The sequence below is a fragment of the Dethiosulfovibrio salsuginis genome, from assembly GCF_900177735.1.
Lineage (GTDB): Bacteria > Synergistota > Synergistia > Synergistales > Dethiosulfovibrionaceae > Dethiosulfovibrio > Dethiosulfovibrio salsuginis.
Genome location: NZ_FXBB01000029.1, coordinates 17,087 through 31,387 on the forward strand (window position 1 = coordinate 17,087; position 14,301 = coordinate 31,387).

At 53.7% G+C, this 14,301-nt stretch carries 15 protein-coding genes and 1 pseudogene; 8 read left to right on the top strand and 8 right to left on the bottom strand.

All coding sequences use genetic code 11. The features are described 5' to 3' along the window. Window positions 1-239 precede the first annotated feature (239 nt). The gene (locus B9Y55_RS09975; protein ID WP_085545216.1) at window positions 240-1,844 is read left to right on the top strand and encodes a peptide chain release factor 3; all 1,605 of its coding nucleotides are present in this window, start codon (window positions 240-242) and stop codon (window positions 1,842-1,844) included. 222 nt (window positions 1,845-2,066) lie between these two features. Here B9Y55_RS09975 and B9Y55_RS09980 read toward each other — a convergent pair whose 3' ends face one another. From B9Y55_RS09980 to B9Y55_RS09990, 3 genes are all read right to left on the bottom strand, one after another. Next, the gene (locus B9Y55_RS09980) at window positions 2,067-2,246 is read right to left on the bottom strand and encodes a hypothetical protein (RefSeq protein WP_159448318.1); all 180 of its coding nucleotides are present in this window, start codon (window positions 2,244-2,246) and stop codon (window positions 2,067-2,069) included. A 71-nt stretch (window positions 2,247-2,317) separates the two neighbouring features. Further along, the gene (locus tag B9Y55_RS09985; RefSeq protein ID WP_085545218.1) at window positions 2,318-3,067 is read right to left on the bottom strand and encodes an RNA-guided endonuclease InsQ/TnpB family protein; all 750 of its coding nucleotides are present in this window, start codon (window positions 3,065-3,067) and stop codon (window positions 2,318-2,320) included. After that, window positions 3,064-3,678 carry an IS607 family transposase gene (locus B9Y55_RS09990; protein WP_085545219.1) on the bottom strand — a complete coding sequence of 205 codons (615 nt, stop codon included), beginning with the start codon at window positions 3,676-3,678 and terminating at the stop codon, window positions 3,064-3,066. The genes B9Y55_RS09985 and B9Y55_RS09990 overlap by 4 nt, the downstream gene beginning before the upstream one ends. 101 nt (window positions 3,679-3,779) lie before the next feature. Here B9Y55_RS09990 and B9Y55_RS09995 point away from each other — a divergent pair, with 101 nt between their 5' ends. From B9Y55_RS09995 to B9Y55_RS13630, 7 genes are all read left to right on the top strand, one after another. Next, on the top strand, window positions 3,780-4,832 hold the full coding sequence (locus B9Y55_RS09995; protein WP_085545220.1) for an AAA family ATPase: 1,053 nt from the start codon (window positions 3,780-3,782) through the stop codon (window positions 4,830-4,832). Further along, window positions 4,825-5,496, top strand: a complete 672-nt coding sequence (locus B9Y55_RS10000; protein WP_085545221.1) for a DUF4276 family protein — start codon at window positions 4,825-4,827, stop codon at window positions 5,494-5,496. The genes B9Y55_RS09995 and B9Y55_RS10000 overlap by 8 nt, the downstream gene beginning before the upstream one ends. Window positions 5,497-5,771: 275 nt before the next feature. Next, window positions 5,772-7,031, top strand: coding sequence for a 3-isopropylmalate dehydratase large subunit (locus tag B9Y55_RS10005; protein ID WP_085545222.1), 1,260 nt, complete (start codon window positions 5,772-5,774; stop codon window positions 7,029-7,031). A gap of 1 nt (window position 7,032) precedes the next feature. After that, entirely contained in the window at window positions 7,033-7,524 is a 492-nt protein-coding gene (locus tag B9Y55_RS10010; protein ID WP_143340902.1) for a 3-isopropylmalate dehydratase small subunit, read from the top strand. A 2-nt stretch (window positions 7,525-7,526) separates the two neighbouring features. Then, complete coding sequence (locus tag B9Y55_RS10015) at window positions 7,527-8,669, top strand: isocitrate/isopropylmalate dehydrogenase family protein (protein ID WP_085545223.1); 1,143 nt, start codon at window positions 7,527-7,529, stop codon at window positions 8,667-8,669. Beyond that, window positions 8,666-10,222 carry a 2-isopropylmalate synthase gene (locus tag B9Y55_RS10020; RefSeq protein WP_085545224.1) on the top strand — a complete coding sequence of 519 codons (1,557 nt, stop codon included), beginning with the start codon at window positions 8,666-8,668 and terminating at the stop codon, window positions 10,220-10,222. Before B9Y55_RS10015 ends, B9Y55_RS10020 begins: the two co-directional genes overlap by 4 nt. A 143-nt stretch (window positions 10,223-10,365) precedes the next feature. Further along, on the top strand, window positions 10,366-10,497 hold the full coding sequence (locus B9Y55_RS13630) for a hypothetical protein (protein ID WP_268753303.1): 132 nt from the start codon (window positions 10,366-10,368) through the stop codon (window positions 10,495-10,497). 48 nt (window positions 10,498-10,545) lie between these two features. Here the strand turns inward: B9Y55_RS13630 and B9Y55_RS10025 are convergent, their stop codons facing one another. The 5 genes and pseudogenes from B9Y55_RS10025 to B9Y55_RS10045 all read right to left on the bottom strand — a co-directional run bounded on the left by B9Y55_RS10025 (window position 10,546) and on the right by B9Y55_RS10045 (window position 14,217). Further along, the gene (locus tag B9Y55_RS10025; RefSeq protein ID WP_085545225.1) at window positions 10,546-10,725 is read right to left on the bottom strand and encodes a hypothetical protein; all 180 of its coding nucleotides are present in this window, start codon (window positions 10,723-10,725) and stop codon (window positions 10,546-10,548) included. A gap of 32 nt (window positions 10,726-10,757) precedes the next feature. Then, window positions 10,758-11,171, bottom strand: a pseudogene (locus B9Y55_RS10030) (ABC transporter permease); the annotation flags it as partial. 51 nt (window positions 11,172-11,222) lie between these two features. Beyond that, window positions 11,223-12,224, bottom strand: coding sequence for a GGGtGRT protein (locus tag B9Y55_RS10035; protein ID WP_085545227.1), 1,002 nt, complete (start codon window positions 12,222-12,224; stop codon window positions 11,223-11,225). Between the two features lie 12 nt (window positions 12,225-12,236). Further along, complete coding sequence (locus B9Y55_RS10040; RefSeq protein WP_085545228.1) at window positions 12,237-12,929, bottom strand: iron-sulfur cluster assembly scaffold protein; 693 nt, start codon at window positions 12,927-12,929, stop codon at window positions 12,237-12,239. A 460-nt stretch (window positions 12,930-13,389) separates the two neighbouring features. Beyond that, a complete protein-coding gene (locus B9Y55_RS10045) occupies window positions 13,390-14,217 on the bottom strand; it encodes an RNA-guided endonuclease TnpB family protein (protein ID WP_085545229.1) in 828 nt (275 codons plus the stop codon). Window positions 14,218-14,301 lie beyond the last annotated feature (84 nt).

Below are 14,301 nucleotides of genomic sequence, written 5' to 3' on the forward strand. Positions count from 1 at the left end.
GGGCACGTCCTGTGCCCCCTCGGCTTGGGCCGACGTCCTGTCGCCCCATTCGACTACACGACGGCATGTCGAGTATACGGGCTCTGGGCTCCGTCGAAACGATCTCTCCGAGGATTAGAGTCTTTAGAGGTGCCCTAAAGATGATCCTTTCTGATCTCCCCTGTATGATGTATAATTTTTCGTCCTAGGGGGCCATTGCGGTCTCCGTTTTAGATATTAAACCAATTGGGAGGATTTCCATGAACTTTAATAATTCTTCAGATCTGAAGAGACAGATAGAACGTCGGAGGACCTTCGGCATAATAAGCCACCCCGACGCGGGAAAGACCACCCTCACCGAGAAGCTACTCCTCTTCGGCGGAGCCATAACCATGGCGGGGGCGGTCAAGTCCCGAAAGTCCTCCAAACACGCCACCAGCGACTGGATGGCCATAGAGCAGGAGAGAGGGATCTCGGTCACCAGCTCGGTGATGAAGTTTGAGTATAAAGGCTACGAGATAAATCTGCTGGACACCCCTGGGCACAAGGATTTCTCCGAGGACACCTACCGAGTCCTCACCGCCGTCGACAGCGCTGTTATGGTAATAGACAGCGTCAAAGGCGTCGAGGAGCAGACCAGACGGCTCATGGAGGTGTGTCGGATGAGGAACACTCCAATCATAACCTTCATAAACAAGCTGGACCGGGAGGGACTGTCCCCTCTGGAGATACTTTCGGACATAGAGGAGAACCTCCAGATAGAGTGCGCCCCTCTGACCTGGCCTATAGGCATGGGAAAAGGCTTCAAGGGAACCTACGACCTATACAAAAAGGAGCTCACCCTGTTCAGACCGGGATTCGAGAGCCTGAGAGACCAAGACGGCATAGCGGTTATAAAGGACCTGAACGACCCTAAGCTGGACCAGCTCATCGGGATCCAGGCGAAAGACCTCAGGGACGATATAGCCCTGCTGGAGGGGGCGGCAAACCCCTTCGACTTAGACGACTACCTTAAGGGCTGCCAGACGCCGGTTTTCTTCGGAAGTGCGGTCAACAACTTCGGCGTTCGGGAGATGCTGGACAGCTTCGTGGAGATAGCCCCCTGTCCGGGGCCCAGGAAGACCACGACCAGGCCCGTATCCCCGGAGGAGGAGGAATTCTCCGGCTTCGTCTTCAAGATCCAGGCCAACATGGACCTAGCCCACAGGGACCGTCTGGCCTTCATGAGGGTCTGTTCCGGCCGGTTCTACCGAGGGATGAAGGTAAAGCACCACCGAATAGGGAAAGACGTGGTCCTGTCCAACCCCACCATCTTCATGGCCCAGGACAGGGAGCTGGTGGAGGAGGCCTGGCCGGGGGACATTGTCGGCATCCACAACCACGGGACCATCAAGATAGGGGACACCTTCACCGACAAAGAGCCTCTTCAGTACATAGGCATACCGAGCTTCGCGCCAGAGCACTTCAGGAGGGTCAGGCTGGACTCGCCTATGAAGTCGAAACAGCTTCAAAAAGGGCTGATCCAGCTCTCCGAGGAGGGGGCCATACAGGTCTTTAAGCCTATCACCGATAACATATTCATACTGGGAGCGGTGGGAGTGCTTCAGTTCGACGTCGCCGTGGCGAGGCTTAAGGCGGAGTACTCGGTGGAGGCCAGCTACGACTCGACCTCCTTCTCCGTGGCCCGGTGGGTGAAGTGCGCCGACCCGAAGAAAATGGCGGAGTTCGAGAGGGCCCACCAGGCAAACCTAGCGAAAGACAGCACCGACAGCCTGGTCTACCTAGCGGCGAACAGCTGGGACCTGAAATACGTGGAAAACCACTGGCCCGACGTGGAGTTCCTGAAGACATGTGAACACCGCTAAAAACTAACGCTCGGATCCCCTCGGAGAGACCGTCCCGCCTACGCCCTGGCCCAATCGTATACTCGACCTGCCTGTTTCGTACGAACCGCCTCGGAGGGCACGTCCTGTGCCCCCTCGGCTTGGGGCGACGTCCTGTCGCCCCATTCGTACTACACGACGGCATGTCGAGTATACGGGCTCAAAGGGGCTCCGTCGGAACGATCTCTCCGAGGATCAGCGTTTTTAGAGGTTCCCCATAGAGACTTGCCTTAGCTCTACACCATGCTTGTGACACTGGGCAAGCAAAAACAGTTTAAAGGCATAAAAACCCTGATCGGTGACCGCTTTCGCCAGGTGTCTGTTTTTAACCATGCCCCTAACGTTCAGGTCCTCTACGGTTATATACTGGGGCTTGGTTTTCACCACAGCATTTACGACAGAGCGCCTGTATTCCTCACGGATGTTCCCTAGGCGGTAATGTAACTTTTGCACTTTCAGTTTTTTTTAATTAAGCTAGAGCCACTTCCCACGGTTTTACCGGCTTTCTTTTTTGCGTTCTGTTTTCTAGCCAGTGCTCGACTCTCCCGCTTTAATTTTTTCTCTTGTCTTTTGACCTTAGAGGTCTTATTGATATTGGGATAGATGCTCCCGTCACTTAAGGCAGCGAAGTTTTTTATGCCAAGGTCTATCCCTACGCCAGGGGCAACAGCTCGCTCTATCGTGGGCTCAGGAACATCACACAACAGGGACAGAAAAACACGCCCTGCCTTTATGGACAAAGTTCCGTTTATAACCTTTGCGTTTTCCGGGATATATCCAAACTCTTTTAGCCTGACAAAGTTAAAGGTAGGTATTTTTATCCTGTGTCTCTGGGCAGTCCAATCTGTCTCACCGTTTTTAGGCAGGTAAACTTTCACGTCCTGGTTCTTTTTCTTCTTAAACCGAGGAAATCCAGCTTTTTTGAGGAAGAATTTTTTATAGGCACATTCACCGTTCATAATAGATTTCTTGCGGGCTTTAGACGAGACCTCTTTGATCCACCCAAAGCCATCTTGCTTAGAGTGTACGTTATTAATCCACTTATCGAAGGAGTACCCCGATAAAAACTCGCCGGTCTCCTTATAGTGGTCCTGTGCCTTTTGGAGATACAAGTTGTACAGATAACGACATACTCCGATGGTTTTAGCTAGTTTTTCCAGCTGTTTTTCCGTCATCTTGAGTTCTGTCTTATATGCTTTTTTCACAACTCGTCATCTCCTTTCAGCTTATTTTTGTATTTTCGCAGTCCATCCACTTTGCATGAAAACACATCAATAATAGAGATAAGGTCCTGTACTACTTCCTTTTGTGGGGAGAGAGTTTCGTTGTTGACCACGACTATCTCTGAACCGTATTTTTCCACAAAAGACGCAAACCAATCAAAGCCGAAACGGATAAACCTGTCTTTTTCAGTCACGTAGATTTGACCTATTTTACCGTCTATAACCTGGTCTAAGAGGTCGTTCCATTTTGGCCTTTTATAGTTCAGACCACTCCCGATGTCCTCTACAACCTCTGCCACGATACATCCTTTTGCGTTGGCAAATTGTCTTAAAAAATCGGTCTGATTTTTTAAATCCGGCGATTGAGATTTGCTGGATACCCTTGCATAGATAACGTTTTTCCTATCCGTAGGCGACTGTATGCTTAAAAAACTATCTATCTGGTCCTGGGTATAATATCTCCTTCCTTTAGGATTTCTTTTAGCCACCAACTTCTTATCTACGTCCCATCGCTGAACAGTTTTTACGGACACGCCAAATATCTCCGCTACATCTTTAGGCTTAAGTAGTTTTTCATATATACATACTGCCATTTCTTGAGACTTGTGTCAATATTTTTAACTACTGTTCCTTGACTCCCCTTATGTGATACCATTGTCACTATTATAGATCATATCTAGAGGAGGGAGTTACCTTGAAGGCATCGCTGGACAAACTCACCATCCGAGGGTTCAAGTCGATTCGTTCCCTTGAGAACTTCCGTCTAAAGGACATTAATATTTTCATTGGGGCCAACGGAGCGGGAAAAAGCAACCTCATCGAGTTTTTCCGACTCATCAAAAACGTCATAGACGGAAACCTAAACGACTACATACGTCTAGGTGGAGGGATCAGCGATTTTCTCTTCGATGGACGTAAGAGGACGTCTCAAATGGATTTCGAAACCTATTTTGGATCGAGAGGATACCGTTTCACCGTAAAACCAGGAGCGGCGGAAAACTGTCTGCTTACCGACGAAGCACGCTTTTACGACGGCAGATGGCAAAAATCGACCGAAAACGAAGACAGCGAATACAGTAGATCGGTCTACGACGGCATATCGTCGTGGCAGATATACCATTTTCACGACACCAGCTCCACCGCTGGAATGAGACACTACCAGATCGTCCAGGACGACGAGAAACTCCGATTCGACGGATCGAACGTAGCACCATACCTTCTTCGGCTTAAAAACCGCCATCCCGATGAGTACAGGGAAATTTTGGACGCTCTAGGTCTGGTCATGCCTTTTTTCGACGACTTTATCCTTGAGCCATCTTCCTTCGGAGAGAGGGAGAAGGTTAACCTGTCCTGGCGACAGAGGGGATCGGACTACCCTATGCAACCCTACCACCTGTCCGACGGCTCTATAAGGTTCATCTGCCTCGCCACGGCTCTTCTACAGCCTAACCCTCCTTCCACCATAGTGGTGGACGAGCCAGAACTGGGCCTTCACCCCTTCGCAGTAGCCCTGCTTGCGGAGCTGATCCAAAACGCATCTTGCAGGACACAGCTTATCGTAGCCACCCAGTCTCCCATCTTCATAGACTATTTTAAGGTGGACGACATCGTCGTGGTCAACAGAAAAGACGGCTCTTCAACCTTCGATCGACTGAAGGAGGAGGAATACAGAGAGTGGCTTGAGGACTACTCCACCGGGGAACTGTGGCGTAAAAACCTCTTATCAGGAGGCCCTAGCCATGAATAAATACGTGGAGCTGATAGCTCTGGTGGAAGGCTCCACGGAGATGGCCTTCGTTCAAAACGTCCTCTACGACTACCTCTTCACGAAAAACGTCTTCATCACCCCTATACTGATATCCAAGTCAGGACAAAAAGGGGGAGACGTCAAGTTCGAGAGGGTAAAAAGGGACATTGAGCACCACCTAAAAAATCGACAGGACACCTACTTGACCACATTAATAGATTTCTACGGCATAGACACAAAATGGCCGGGCATCGACAAAGCGTCAAAACAAACGACTCCGTCGATGAAGGCCATAGCCTTGAACGAAGGGACTATGGCTAAGGTAAAGGAGCTTTTCGGCAAATATGAACCGGAGAGACGTTTCATTCCCTATGTAGCGATCCACGAGTTCGAGTCACTTCTTTTCAGCGACGGCGATATTTTGGCCGACCGACTCGGAGTTTCCCCTCAAGAGGTGAATAAAATACTTACCCAGTGCGGAGAACCGGAAAACGTGAACAACTCGCCCCACACCGCACCGTCGAAAAGGCTACAAAATCTGAACCCGAGGTTTAAAAAAACCACCACCGGGATCGCCATAGCCAAGGAGATAGGGATCACCAAGATGAGGGAGAAATGCCCAGTATTTAACCGCTGGCTGGACAGCATAGAGTCGCTAAAATAACCTGTCCCTATTGTCGTAGGGGCGAAGGGCCTTGACAAATACGGACCCTTGCCCTATCATTACCGGCAATCTACCGAATCCCGAAAGGAGGCCCCGGCCATGACGTTCAACATATCCACAAACGCCCTTTTCCTAGCGCTAACCATCGACCGCGGAGTCTTCCTCCGGAGTCGTCGGTAGCGTATTACCTTACCGATAGAGATTCCAAAGGGCCGACCCGCATACGCGTGGTCGGCCCTTTTTTATTTGCCGCTAAATTAAGGAGGAATAACTTTATGAAAAAGACCCTCGCCGCCTCTGTCATAGCAAAACACACCAACGATAACGCTAAAGAGGGAGCCATCTGTCAGGTGTCGGTGGACTTCGCCTTCGCCAACGACATCACCGCCCCTCCCGCCATAAACGCCATGAGGGAGATGGGCCGAGACAGGGTATTCGATAAAAACCGGTGTGCGGTGGTGCCGGACCACTTCACCCCAAACAAGGACATAGCGTCGGCGGAGCAGGCCAAAAAGTGCCGGGAGTTCGCCCACGGTCAGGGAATGGTCTACTGGGAGGTCGGCAGGGCAGGGGTCGAACACGCTATGCTGCCGGAGAAGGGCTACATCCTCCCCGGGGACATAGTGTTAGGGGCGGACAGCCACAGCTGCACCGGAGGGGCTATGGGAGCCTTCGCCACCGGAATGGGCTCAACCGACTTAGCGGGAGCCTGGGCCACCGGAAAGACCTGGCTCATGGTCCCGGAGACGGTCCGTGTGGACTTTAGAGGCCCCATCTCAAGGCAGATCACCGGAAAGGACCTCATCCTGGCGGTCCTCAGGGAGATCTCCGTCCAGGGGGCCCGGTATATGGCCCTTGAGTTCGGCGGCGACGGCCTGGAGTCCATGTCCATGGATCACCGGTTCACCGTGGCGAACATGGCGGTGGAGGCCGGGGCCAAGGCGGGGCTCTTCGTCCCCGACTCGGTGACCCTGGACTACGCCAGGACAAGGGCGGCCAGGGACTTCGAGCCCTGCTACCCCGACGAGGGCTGCCCCTACGCGAAGAGGATAGAGATAGACGTGGAGAAGCTCACTCCCCTTGTGGCGGCGCCCCACTCCCCCGACAACGTCCATCCCGCCTCGACCTTCAAGGACAGGGAGATCCATCAGGTGTTCATAGGCTCCTGCACCAACGGAAGGCTTGAGGACATGGAGGCGGCGGCGTCGGTGCTGAAGGGCAGATCGGTCCATCCATCGGTGAGGTGCATAGTCATACCGGCATCCTTCGAGGTCTACAACGAGTGTCTGGACAGGGGCTACATAAGGACCTTCACCGACGCGGGAGCGGCGGTCTGCACCCCCACCTGCGGCCCATGCTTGGGGGGACACATGGGAATACTGGCGGCAGGGGAGCGGTGCGTATCCACCAGCAACAGGAACTTCGTCGGCAGGATGGGACACACAGAGAGCGAGGTCTACCTCGCAAGCCCTATAACAGCCGCATGGAGCGCCGTTAAAGGACATATCGCCGATCCGGCGGAGGAGGAGAGATAACATGACCATAGGAGGAAACGCCTGGGTCTTTGGAGACCACATAGATACGGACGTCATAATACCGGCCAGACACCTGACCACCGCCGACCCCAAAATACTGGGAGCCCACTGCATGGAGGACGCCGATCGAGAGTTCTCGTCGAGGATATCCCCTGGGGACGTCATAGTTGGAGGGGAAAACTTCGGCTGCGGATCGAGCAGGGAACACGCCCCTATCGCCATAAAGGGAGCGGGAATCTCCTGCGTCGTGGCGAAGTCCTTCGCCAGGATATTCTACCGAAACTCCATAAACGTAGGGCTTCCCATCTTCATCTGTCCCGAGGGAGTGAAGGCGATCTCCCAGGGAGATAAGGTCACCGCCGACATGGAGAGAGGCATCATAAAGAACGAGACCACCGGTCAGAGCTGGTCCGTTCCGCCGTTCCCCGAATACCTTCGTGGGATCATAGCCGCTGGGGGGCTGGTTCCCTTCATAGCGTCGAAGGGAGCGTAGCCATGAACGTAAAGACCATAGCCCAGATCGGCGGGGACGGCATAGGGCCGGAGGTTGTAAAACAGGGGCGAAAGGCAGCGGACGCCGCCATGGCCGGGAGCGGGACCGAGCTCCGCTGGAGGGAGTTCCCATGGGGGGCGGGGCACTACCGTTCCACCGGGGAGATACTGCCGGAAAACGCCGTGGAGGAGCTCTCCCACTGCGACTCCATATACCTGGGGGCCATAGGGGACCCATCGGTGAAGCCCGGGGTCCTGGAGAGGGGCATACTGCTCACACTCCGCTTCGCCTTCGACATGTACGTCAACCTCAGGCCAGCCAGGGCCTTCCCCAAGGTCCCTATCCCCATAGAGGGAGCGGCGGAGAAAGGCATAGACCTGCTGGTGGTTCGGGAGAACACCGAGGACCTCTACATGGGGCTAGGTGGAACCGGCGACGGCGAAATAGACCAGATCATCGAGGCAAAGAGGGGCCTTTATAACCTCACAGGCCACGTATCCATGAGTACCGGCCACAGGATGGCCCTCCAGATGGGGATAGCCACCGAGCCAGCGGTCAGGAGGATAACCGCCACGGCCTGCGGCTACGCCAGAGGCCGTGGGGAGAGATCCATCCTTCTGGCCACCAAGGCCAACGCCATGCCCCACCTCTACGGATTCTGGGAGGAGATAGCCGCCGACGAGGCCAAGGGCCAGGGGATGGCAATGGAGACCATGAACGTGGACGCCATGTGCTATCACGCAGTGAGACGGCCCTGGGAGTTCGGGACGATCCTCTGTCCCAACCTCTTCGGCGACATAGTCAGTGACCTCTTCGCAGGCATAACCGGAGGACTTGGGGTCGCGGCAGGAGGAAACCAGGGCGACGGCATAGGGATGTTCGAGCCCATCCACGGCTCCGCCCCAGACATAGCGGGAACCGACTCGGCCAACCCCCTGGCGGCCATCCTCTCCGCCTCCCTGATGCTCCGCTCCCTAGGGGAGGGCAAAGGGGCGACGGCGATAGAGAGGGCCGTCGAGACCTTCTTAAATGAGAGCGACCAGGACCGCCTCCCTAAGGAAATGGGAGGACAGGCAGGCACCGAGGAGATAGGCGACTCAGTCGCCTCCATAATAGAGAGAGACCGAGAGGGGAAACAGCCATGACGATAGATAGAGTTCGCATATTCGACACCACGCTCAGAGACGGAGAGCAGTCCGCAGGGATAAACCTCAACAGGGCGGAGAAGATCCAGATAGCCAGACAGCTGGCGGCCATGGGAGTGGACGTCATAGAGGCGGGCTTCCCGGCGGCGTCCCAGGGCGACTTCGACGCCGTCTCCGCCATAGCCCATGAGGCAAGAGGGCCCATCATAGCGGGGCTGGCCAGGGCCAACGAAGGGGATATCAAAAGGGCCGCCGACGCGGTTAAAGGGGCTGAGAGAGGCAGGATCCACACCTTCATAGCCACCAGCCCTATCCACATGGAGTACAAGCTCAAAATGGCCCCCGACGAGGTCGTCCGTCGCACCTCTCAGGCTGTGGCCTACGCCTCGTCTCTGGTGAAAGACGTGGAGTTCTCCGCCGAGGACGCCAGCCGGTCGGAGGTCCAGTTTCTCATAGAGGTGTTCTCCGCCGCCATCGCCGCAGGGGCCACAACCATAAACGTGCCGGACACGGTGGGCTACGCCACCCCCGGCGAGTTCGGCGACTTTCTGTCTCGGATAATGGAGGGAACGGAAAACTCCCATAAGGCGATCTGGTCCGTCCACGTCCACAACGACCTGGGCCTCGCTGTGGCAAACTCCATCGAGGCGGTCCGCCGGGGAGCCAGACAGGTGGAATGCACCATAAACGGCATAGGGGAGAGGGCTGGAAACGCCTCACTGGAGGAGATAGTCATGGCCCTCAAGGTCAGAAAGGACGTCTTCTCCGTGTACACAGGCATAGATACCACAAGGCTCTACGACGCCAGCAGGCTGGTATCTCGGCTCACAGGGGTACAGGTTCCGCCCAACAAGGCCATAGTCGGAGACAACGCCTTCGCCCACGAGGCGGGAATACACCAGCACGGGATCATGTGCAAAAGGGAGACCTACGAGATAATGCATCCCAAGGACGTAGGGGCCCCTGAGTCCAAGCTGGTCATGGGCAAGCACTCGGGACACCACGCCTTCGTCAAGGAGATAAAGGCCATGGGCTACGCCCTGTCGGAGGAGGAGTTCAAGAGGGCCTTCACCCTCTTCAAAGAGCTCTGCGACAAAAAGGAGATGGTCACCAAAAGCGACATGGAGGCCCTCATAGTGGACGAGATACTTTCCGTCTGCCCGGACCGTAAGTTCGTGGTCAAGGACTTCGCAGTCCAGTCGGGCAGGGGAAAAGCCACAGCCACCGTCTCACTGACGGAGAACGGCCACGACGTGAGCGACGCCGCCACCGGCAACGGCCCGGTTGACGCATCCTACGCCGCCATCAGGAGGATCATAGGTATAGAGCCGGAGCTGAGGGCGTATCGGATACTGTCCTCCACGGAGAAATCCGACGCCCTGGGAGAGGCCAGGGTGACCCTTAAATACTACGACATGGAGGTCCAGGGAAGGGGCTCCAGCACCGACGTCATAGAGGCCAGCATAAAAGCCTACATAAACGGAATCAACCGACTCTACCAGACCGCCGCCGCAAGAGGGGTGGAGATAGTCAGGCAGAGGAAGGCGGGGTAGAGCCGTCTTTTGAGTAGCGGACATCTCTAAAAAATCACCTATGAGTCCCCTCGGAGAGACCGTTCCGCCTACGCCCTGGCTCAATCGCCATCGGCGGCGTTGATGGGATACCGGAGACAAGGAAGGCCATAGAGTCGGGCCTCATGGCCTCCTCTGTGTGGATAGACCCTATGGAGACGGTAGAGGCGATTATGAACTCGGTGGAGGCGTTTTTATCGGAGGGGAAAACCCCAAAAGGGTACCTGACGAAAAATATACCGATCTACAGAGGGTAAAAAGCGGCCCCCATCCCAATCAAGAGGGATGGGGGCCGCTCTGTCGGATCAGCTCGGCACGGTTCGACCTAAAAAGGGCAACAGGAACAGGCTTCTTCCGACGTAGAACAACAGCAGCGAGGCCCATAGACCGTGGTTGCCGAAGGGGCCGAACATAAGCCAGTATGCGACCATGAACAGGGCCACCAGCGAGCCCCACAGGGCGCTGACCCTCCAGAGCGACCGCAACAGCTCTTGATCCCTTTTGGTTCATAATGGGCTCACCTCGAAACCCCTCTAAGCCTGGGATCGAGGTAGTTGTACGATACGTCCACGGCGAGATTTATGACCATGTAGACCAGGGAGATCCACAGGACGTATCCCTGGACCATGGGATAACCCCTGGCGGATATGGCCTGGACCGCCAGGTTACCCAGGCCGGGCCAGGAGAAAATGATCTCCACCACAGCTGTTCCCCCGAGAAGGCTGCCCAAAGACAGCCCCAGCAGTGTTATCAGAGGTAGCACGGCGTTGGGAAGGACCTCTCTCCAAAGTATGACGAGCCTGGACTCCCCTCTGACCTCAGCTTCCAAGACGTAGTCCTGGTTAAGCTCCTCTAAGACTGCCGTCCTGACCTGTCTCGTGTACTTCGCCGACATTGCGAAAGCAAAGGTCAAAGCGGGCAGGAAAAGATCCCTGAGGCCCTGACCGAAGGAGTCTCTTACGCAGAAACCGTCCCCTTCTCCCTATTTCCCAAGCGCCTCACTGACAGCCACAGCCACAGCTACAGTAGCACCCACCATCGGGTTATTCCCCATTCCCAAAAAACCCATCATCTCCACATGGGCTGGAACAGAGCTTGATCCGGCAAACTGCGCGTCTGAATGCATCCGTCCCATAGTGTCGGTCATACCGTAGGAAGCTGGACCAGCGGCTACATTGTCTGGGTGAAGCGTGCGTCCCGTACCGCCTCCGGAAGCGACAGAGAAATAGTGCTTGCCCTGCTCAACACATTCTTTTTTATATGTTCCGGCAACCGGATGCTGAAATCTGGTGGGGTTGGTGGAGTTACCCGTAATGGAAACATCAACTCCCTCGTGATGCATAATTGCCACGCCCTCGCGCACGTCATCTGAGCCATAACAGCGAACCTGCGCACGCTCGCTTTTCGAGTAGACGATCTCGCGCACTAATTCCAGGTCGCCAGTATAATAATCGAACTGTGTTAGGACATAAGTAAAGCCATTAATACGAGAAATAATTTGTGCGGCATCCTTGCCAAGTCCATTAAGTATCACTCGCAACGGCTCCTTTCGGGCCTTGTTTGCATTATTCACTATACCGATAGCACCCTCAGCAGCGGCAAAACTTTCGTGCCCGGCCAGAAACGCGAAACACTTCGTCTCGTCACTCAGCAACATCGCACCGAGTTTTCCGTGGCCAAGGCCAACCTTACGATCCTCCGCGACACTGCCGTTGATACAAAAGCTCTGTAAGCCTATACCAATAGCCTCCGCTGCCTCCGCTGCAGTACGCACGTTCTTTTTTATAGCGATAGCTGCGCCAACAGTATAAGCCCAACCAGCATTTTCAAACGCAATAGGCTGAATGGATTTGACAATGTCGTTGGGAGATACTCCGATATTGCCACAAATGTCCCTTGCTTCCTCCACGGAAGAAACTCCAAAGTCTTTCAATGTGTTTTTTATCTTATCTATGCGGCGTTCATAATTTTCAAAAATTACCATATGAATTCCCCCTCATTCCTGACGTGGGTCAATATATTTTGCGGCTTCGTTAAAGCGCCCGTAGGTACCCTTCGCCTTTTCCATAGCGATGTTGGCGTCATCACCTTTTTTAATTAAATCCATCACTTTCCCAAAAGAGATAAACTCATAACCAATAATTTCGTTATTCTCGTCCAGCGCAATACGATTGACATAGCCCTCAGTCAGCTCAAGATAGCGCGCACCCTTTGCTTTCGTTCCAAACATAGTACCAATTTGGCTACGCATACCCTTGCCCAGATCCTCAAGGCTCGCGCCAATGGGAAGTCCGCCCTCGGAAAAGGCCGTCTGACTGCGGCCATAGACGATCTGCAAAAAAAGTTCTCGCATAGCCACGTTGATGGCATCACACACAAGATCGGTGTTCAGTGCCTCAAGGATTGTTTTTCCAGGCAGAATTTCAGACGCCATAGCAGCAGAGTGCGTCATACCGGAGCACCCCAACACCTCCACCAACGCCTCTTCAATTATGCCTTTTTTGATATTCAAAGTAAGTTTGCATGCTCCTTGCTGCGGAGCGCATCGGCCAATGCCGTGGGTCAGCCCAGAGATGTCCTTTATTTCTTTCGCCTCTACCCATTTTCCCTCTTCCGGTATCGGAGCTGGTCCATGACAAGCTCCCTGTGTAACGGGGCACATGTGTTCCACTTCAGATGAATAGATCATTTTTTCACTCCTTAAAGAATGTATTTTATACGAGTTCCCTCATAGCTGGTAACCTAGCAACCTAAATAAGGTCTTTTATTCATGGTAAGCATTCAAAACACAACTCTCTCCTTGTTGTTTAATGCTTCAGCTCTGACCTCCACTCTTTTGTCAAATAAAAAGCCTCAATCAAATATTTTTTAAACCCTTAAGGCACCAAAAAAAGCAAAGAATAATTGATTTTGATAGGAGTTTGGGTTAAATCTACTAAGTTACCAGCTATGCGAGTCCCCTACCCTTATGCCATAAAACACTTCGCATAAGCTCAGAAAACCTCTACAGACACAGGGTCCTCACCAAAAGATCTCGGTTTACCGTGAACTACCCCCACTTATAGAAATGGGGGCTTCCTGGTCAATATCTCTAACGAGACAAGTTTCCCCAGGCTCGAAAGGTCGTCCCGACCTCGTGAGTACCAAAGCTACACTGCCGTGCTAATTTCGGTGGGCAGCGCTAGTTTCAGTAAGTTTTGTGCCGCATTTACGTCCCTGTCGTGGCGAACACCGCAACTTGGACACACCCACTCCCTCAGGGCTAAATCCTTTACCAGTGGGTTTTTATAGCCACATTCAGAGCACAGTTGAGAGCTGGCATAATTTGCACCAGCTATTATCGGATCCCTGCCGTACCAAAGGGCTTTATACTCCAGCATCGATCTGAACATGCTCCATGAAACCTCCGATATGGCTTTAGAGAGACAATGGTTTTTCAACATGTTTTTTACTCTAAGGTCCTCGATCACTATGGCTTGGTTTTCGCGAATGATCTCGGTGCTGACCTTGTGCAAAAAATCACGTCTCTGGTCCGCTATCTTACCGTGCAGCTTGGCGACCTTTAGCCTTGCCTTCTGTCTGTTGCAGCTGCCTTTAGCCTTACGAGACAGGTCCTTCTGTAGTTTTACCAGCCGCTTTTCCGATTTTTTGAGCCATCTGGGGTTCTCGTAGGTTTCGCCGTTAGAGCATATGGCAAAGTTTTTTATCCCCACGTCCACCCCTACCTTGTTCGTAGATGCAGGAAGCTTTTCCACCTCGGTATCGACCAATACAGATACGAAATATTTCCCTGACGGCACATGGGAGATCGTGCAAGACTTGATTTTGCCTTCAAAGGTTCGATGTTGCTTGATCTTGACCTGATTTAAGCTTAGGGGAACCTCTAAAAACGCTGATCCTCGGAGAGATCGTTCCGACGTAGCCCATTTGAGCCCGTATACTCGACATGCCGTTGTGTAGTACGAATGGGGCGACAGGACGTCGCCCCAAGCCGAGGGGGCACAGGACGTGCCCTCCGAGGCGGTTCGTACGGAACAGGCAGGTCGAGTATACGATTGGGC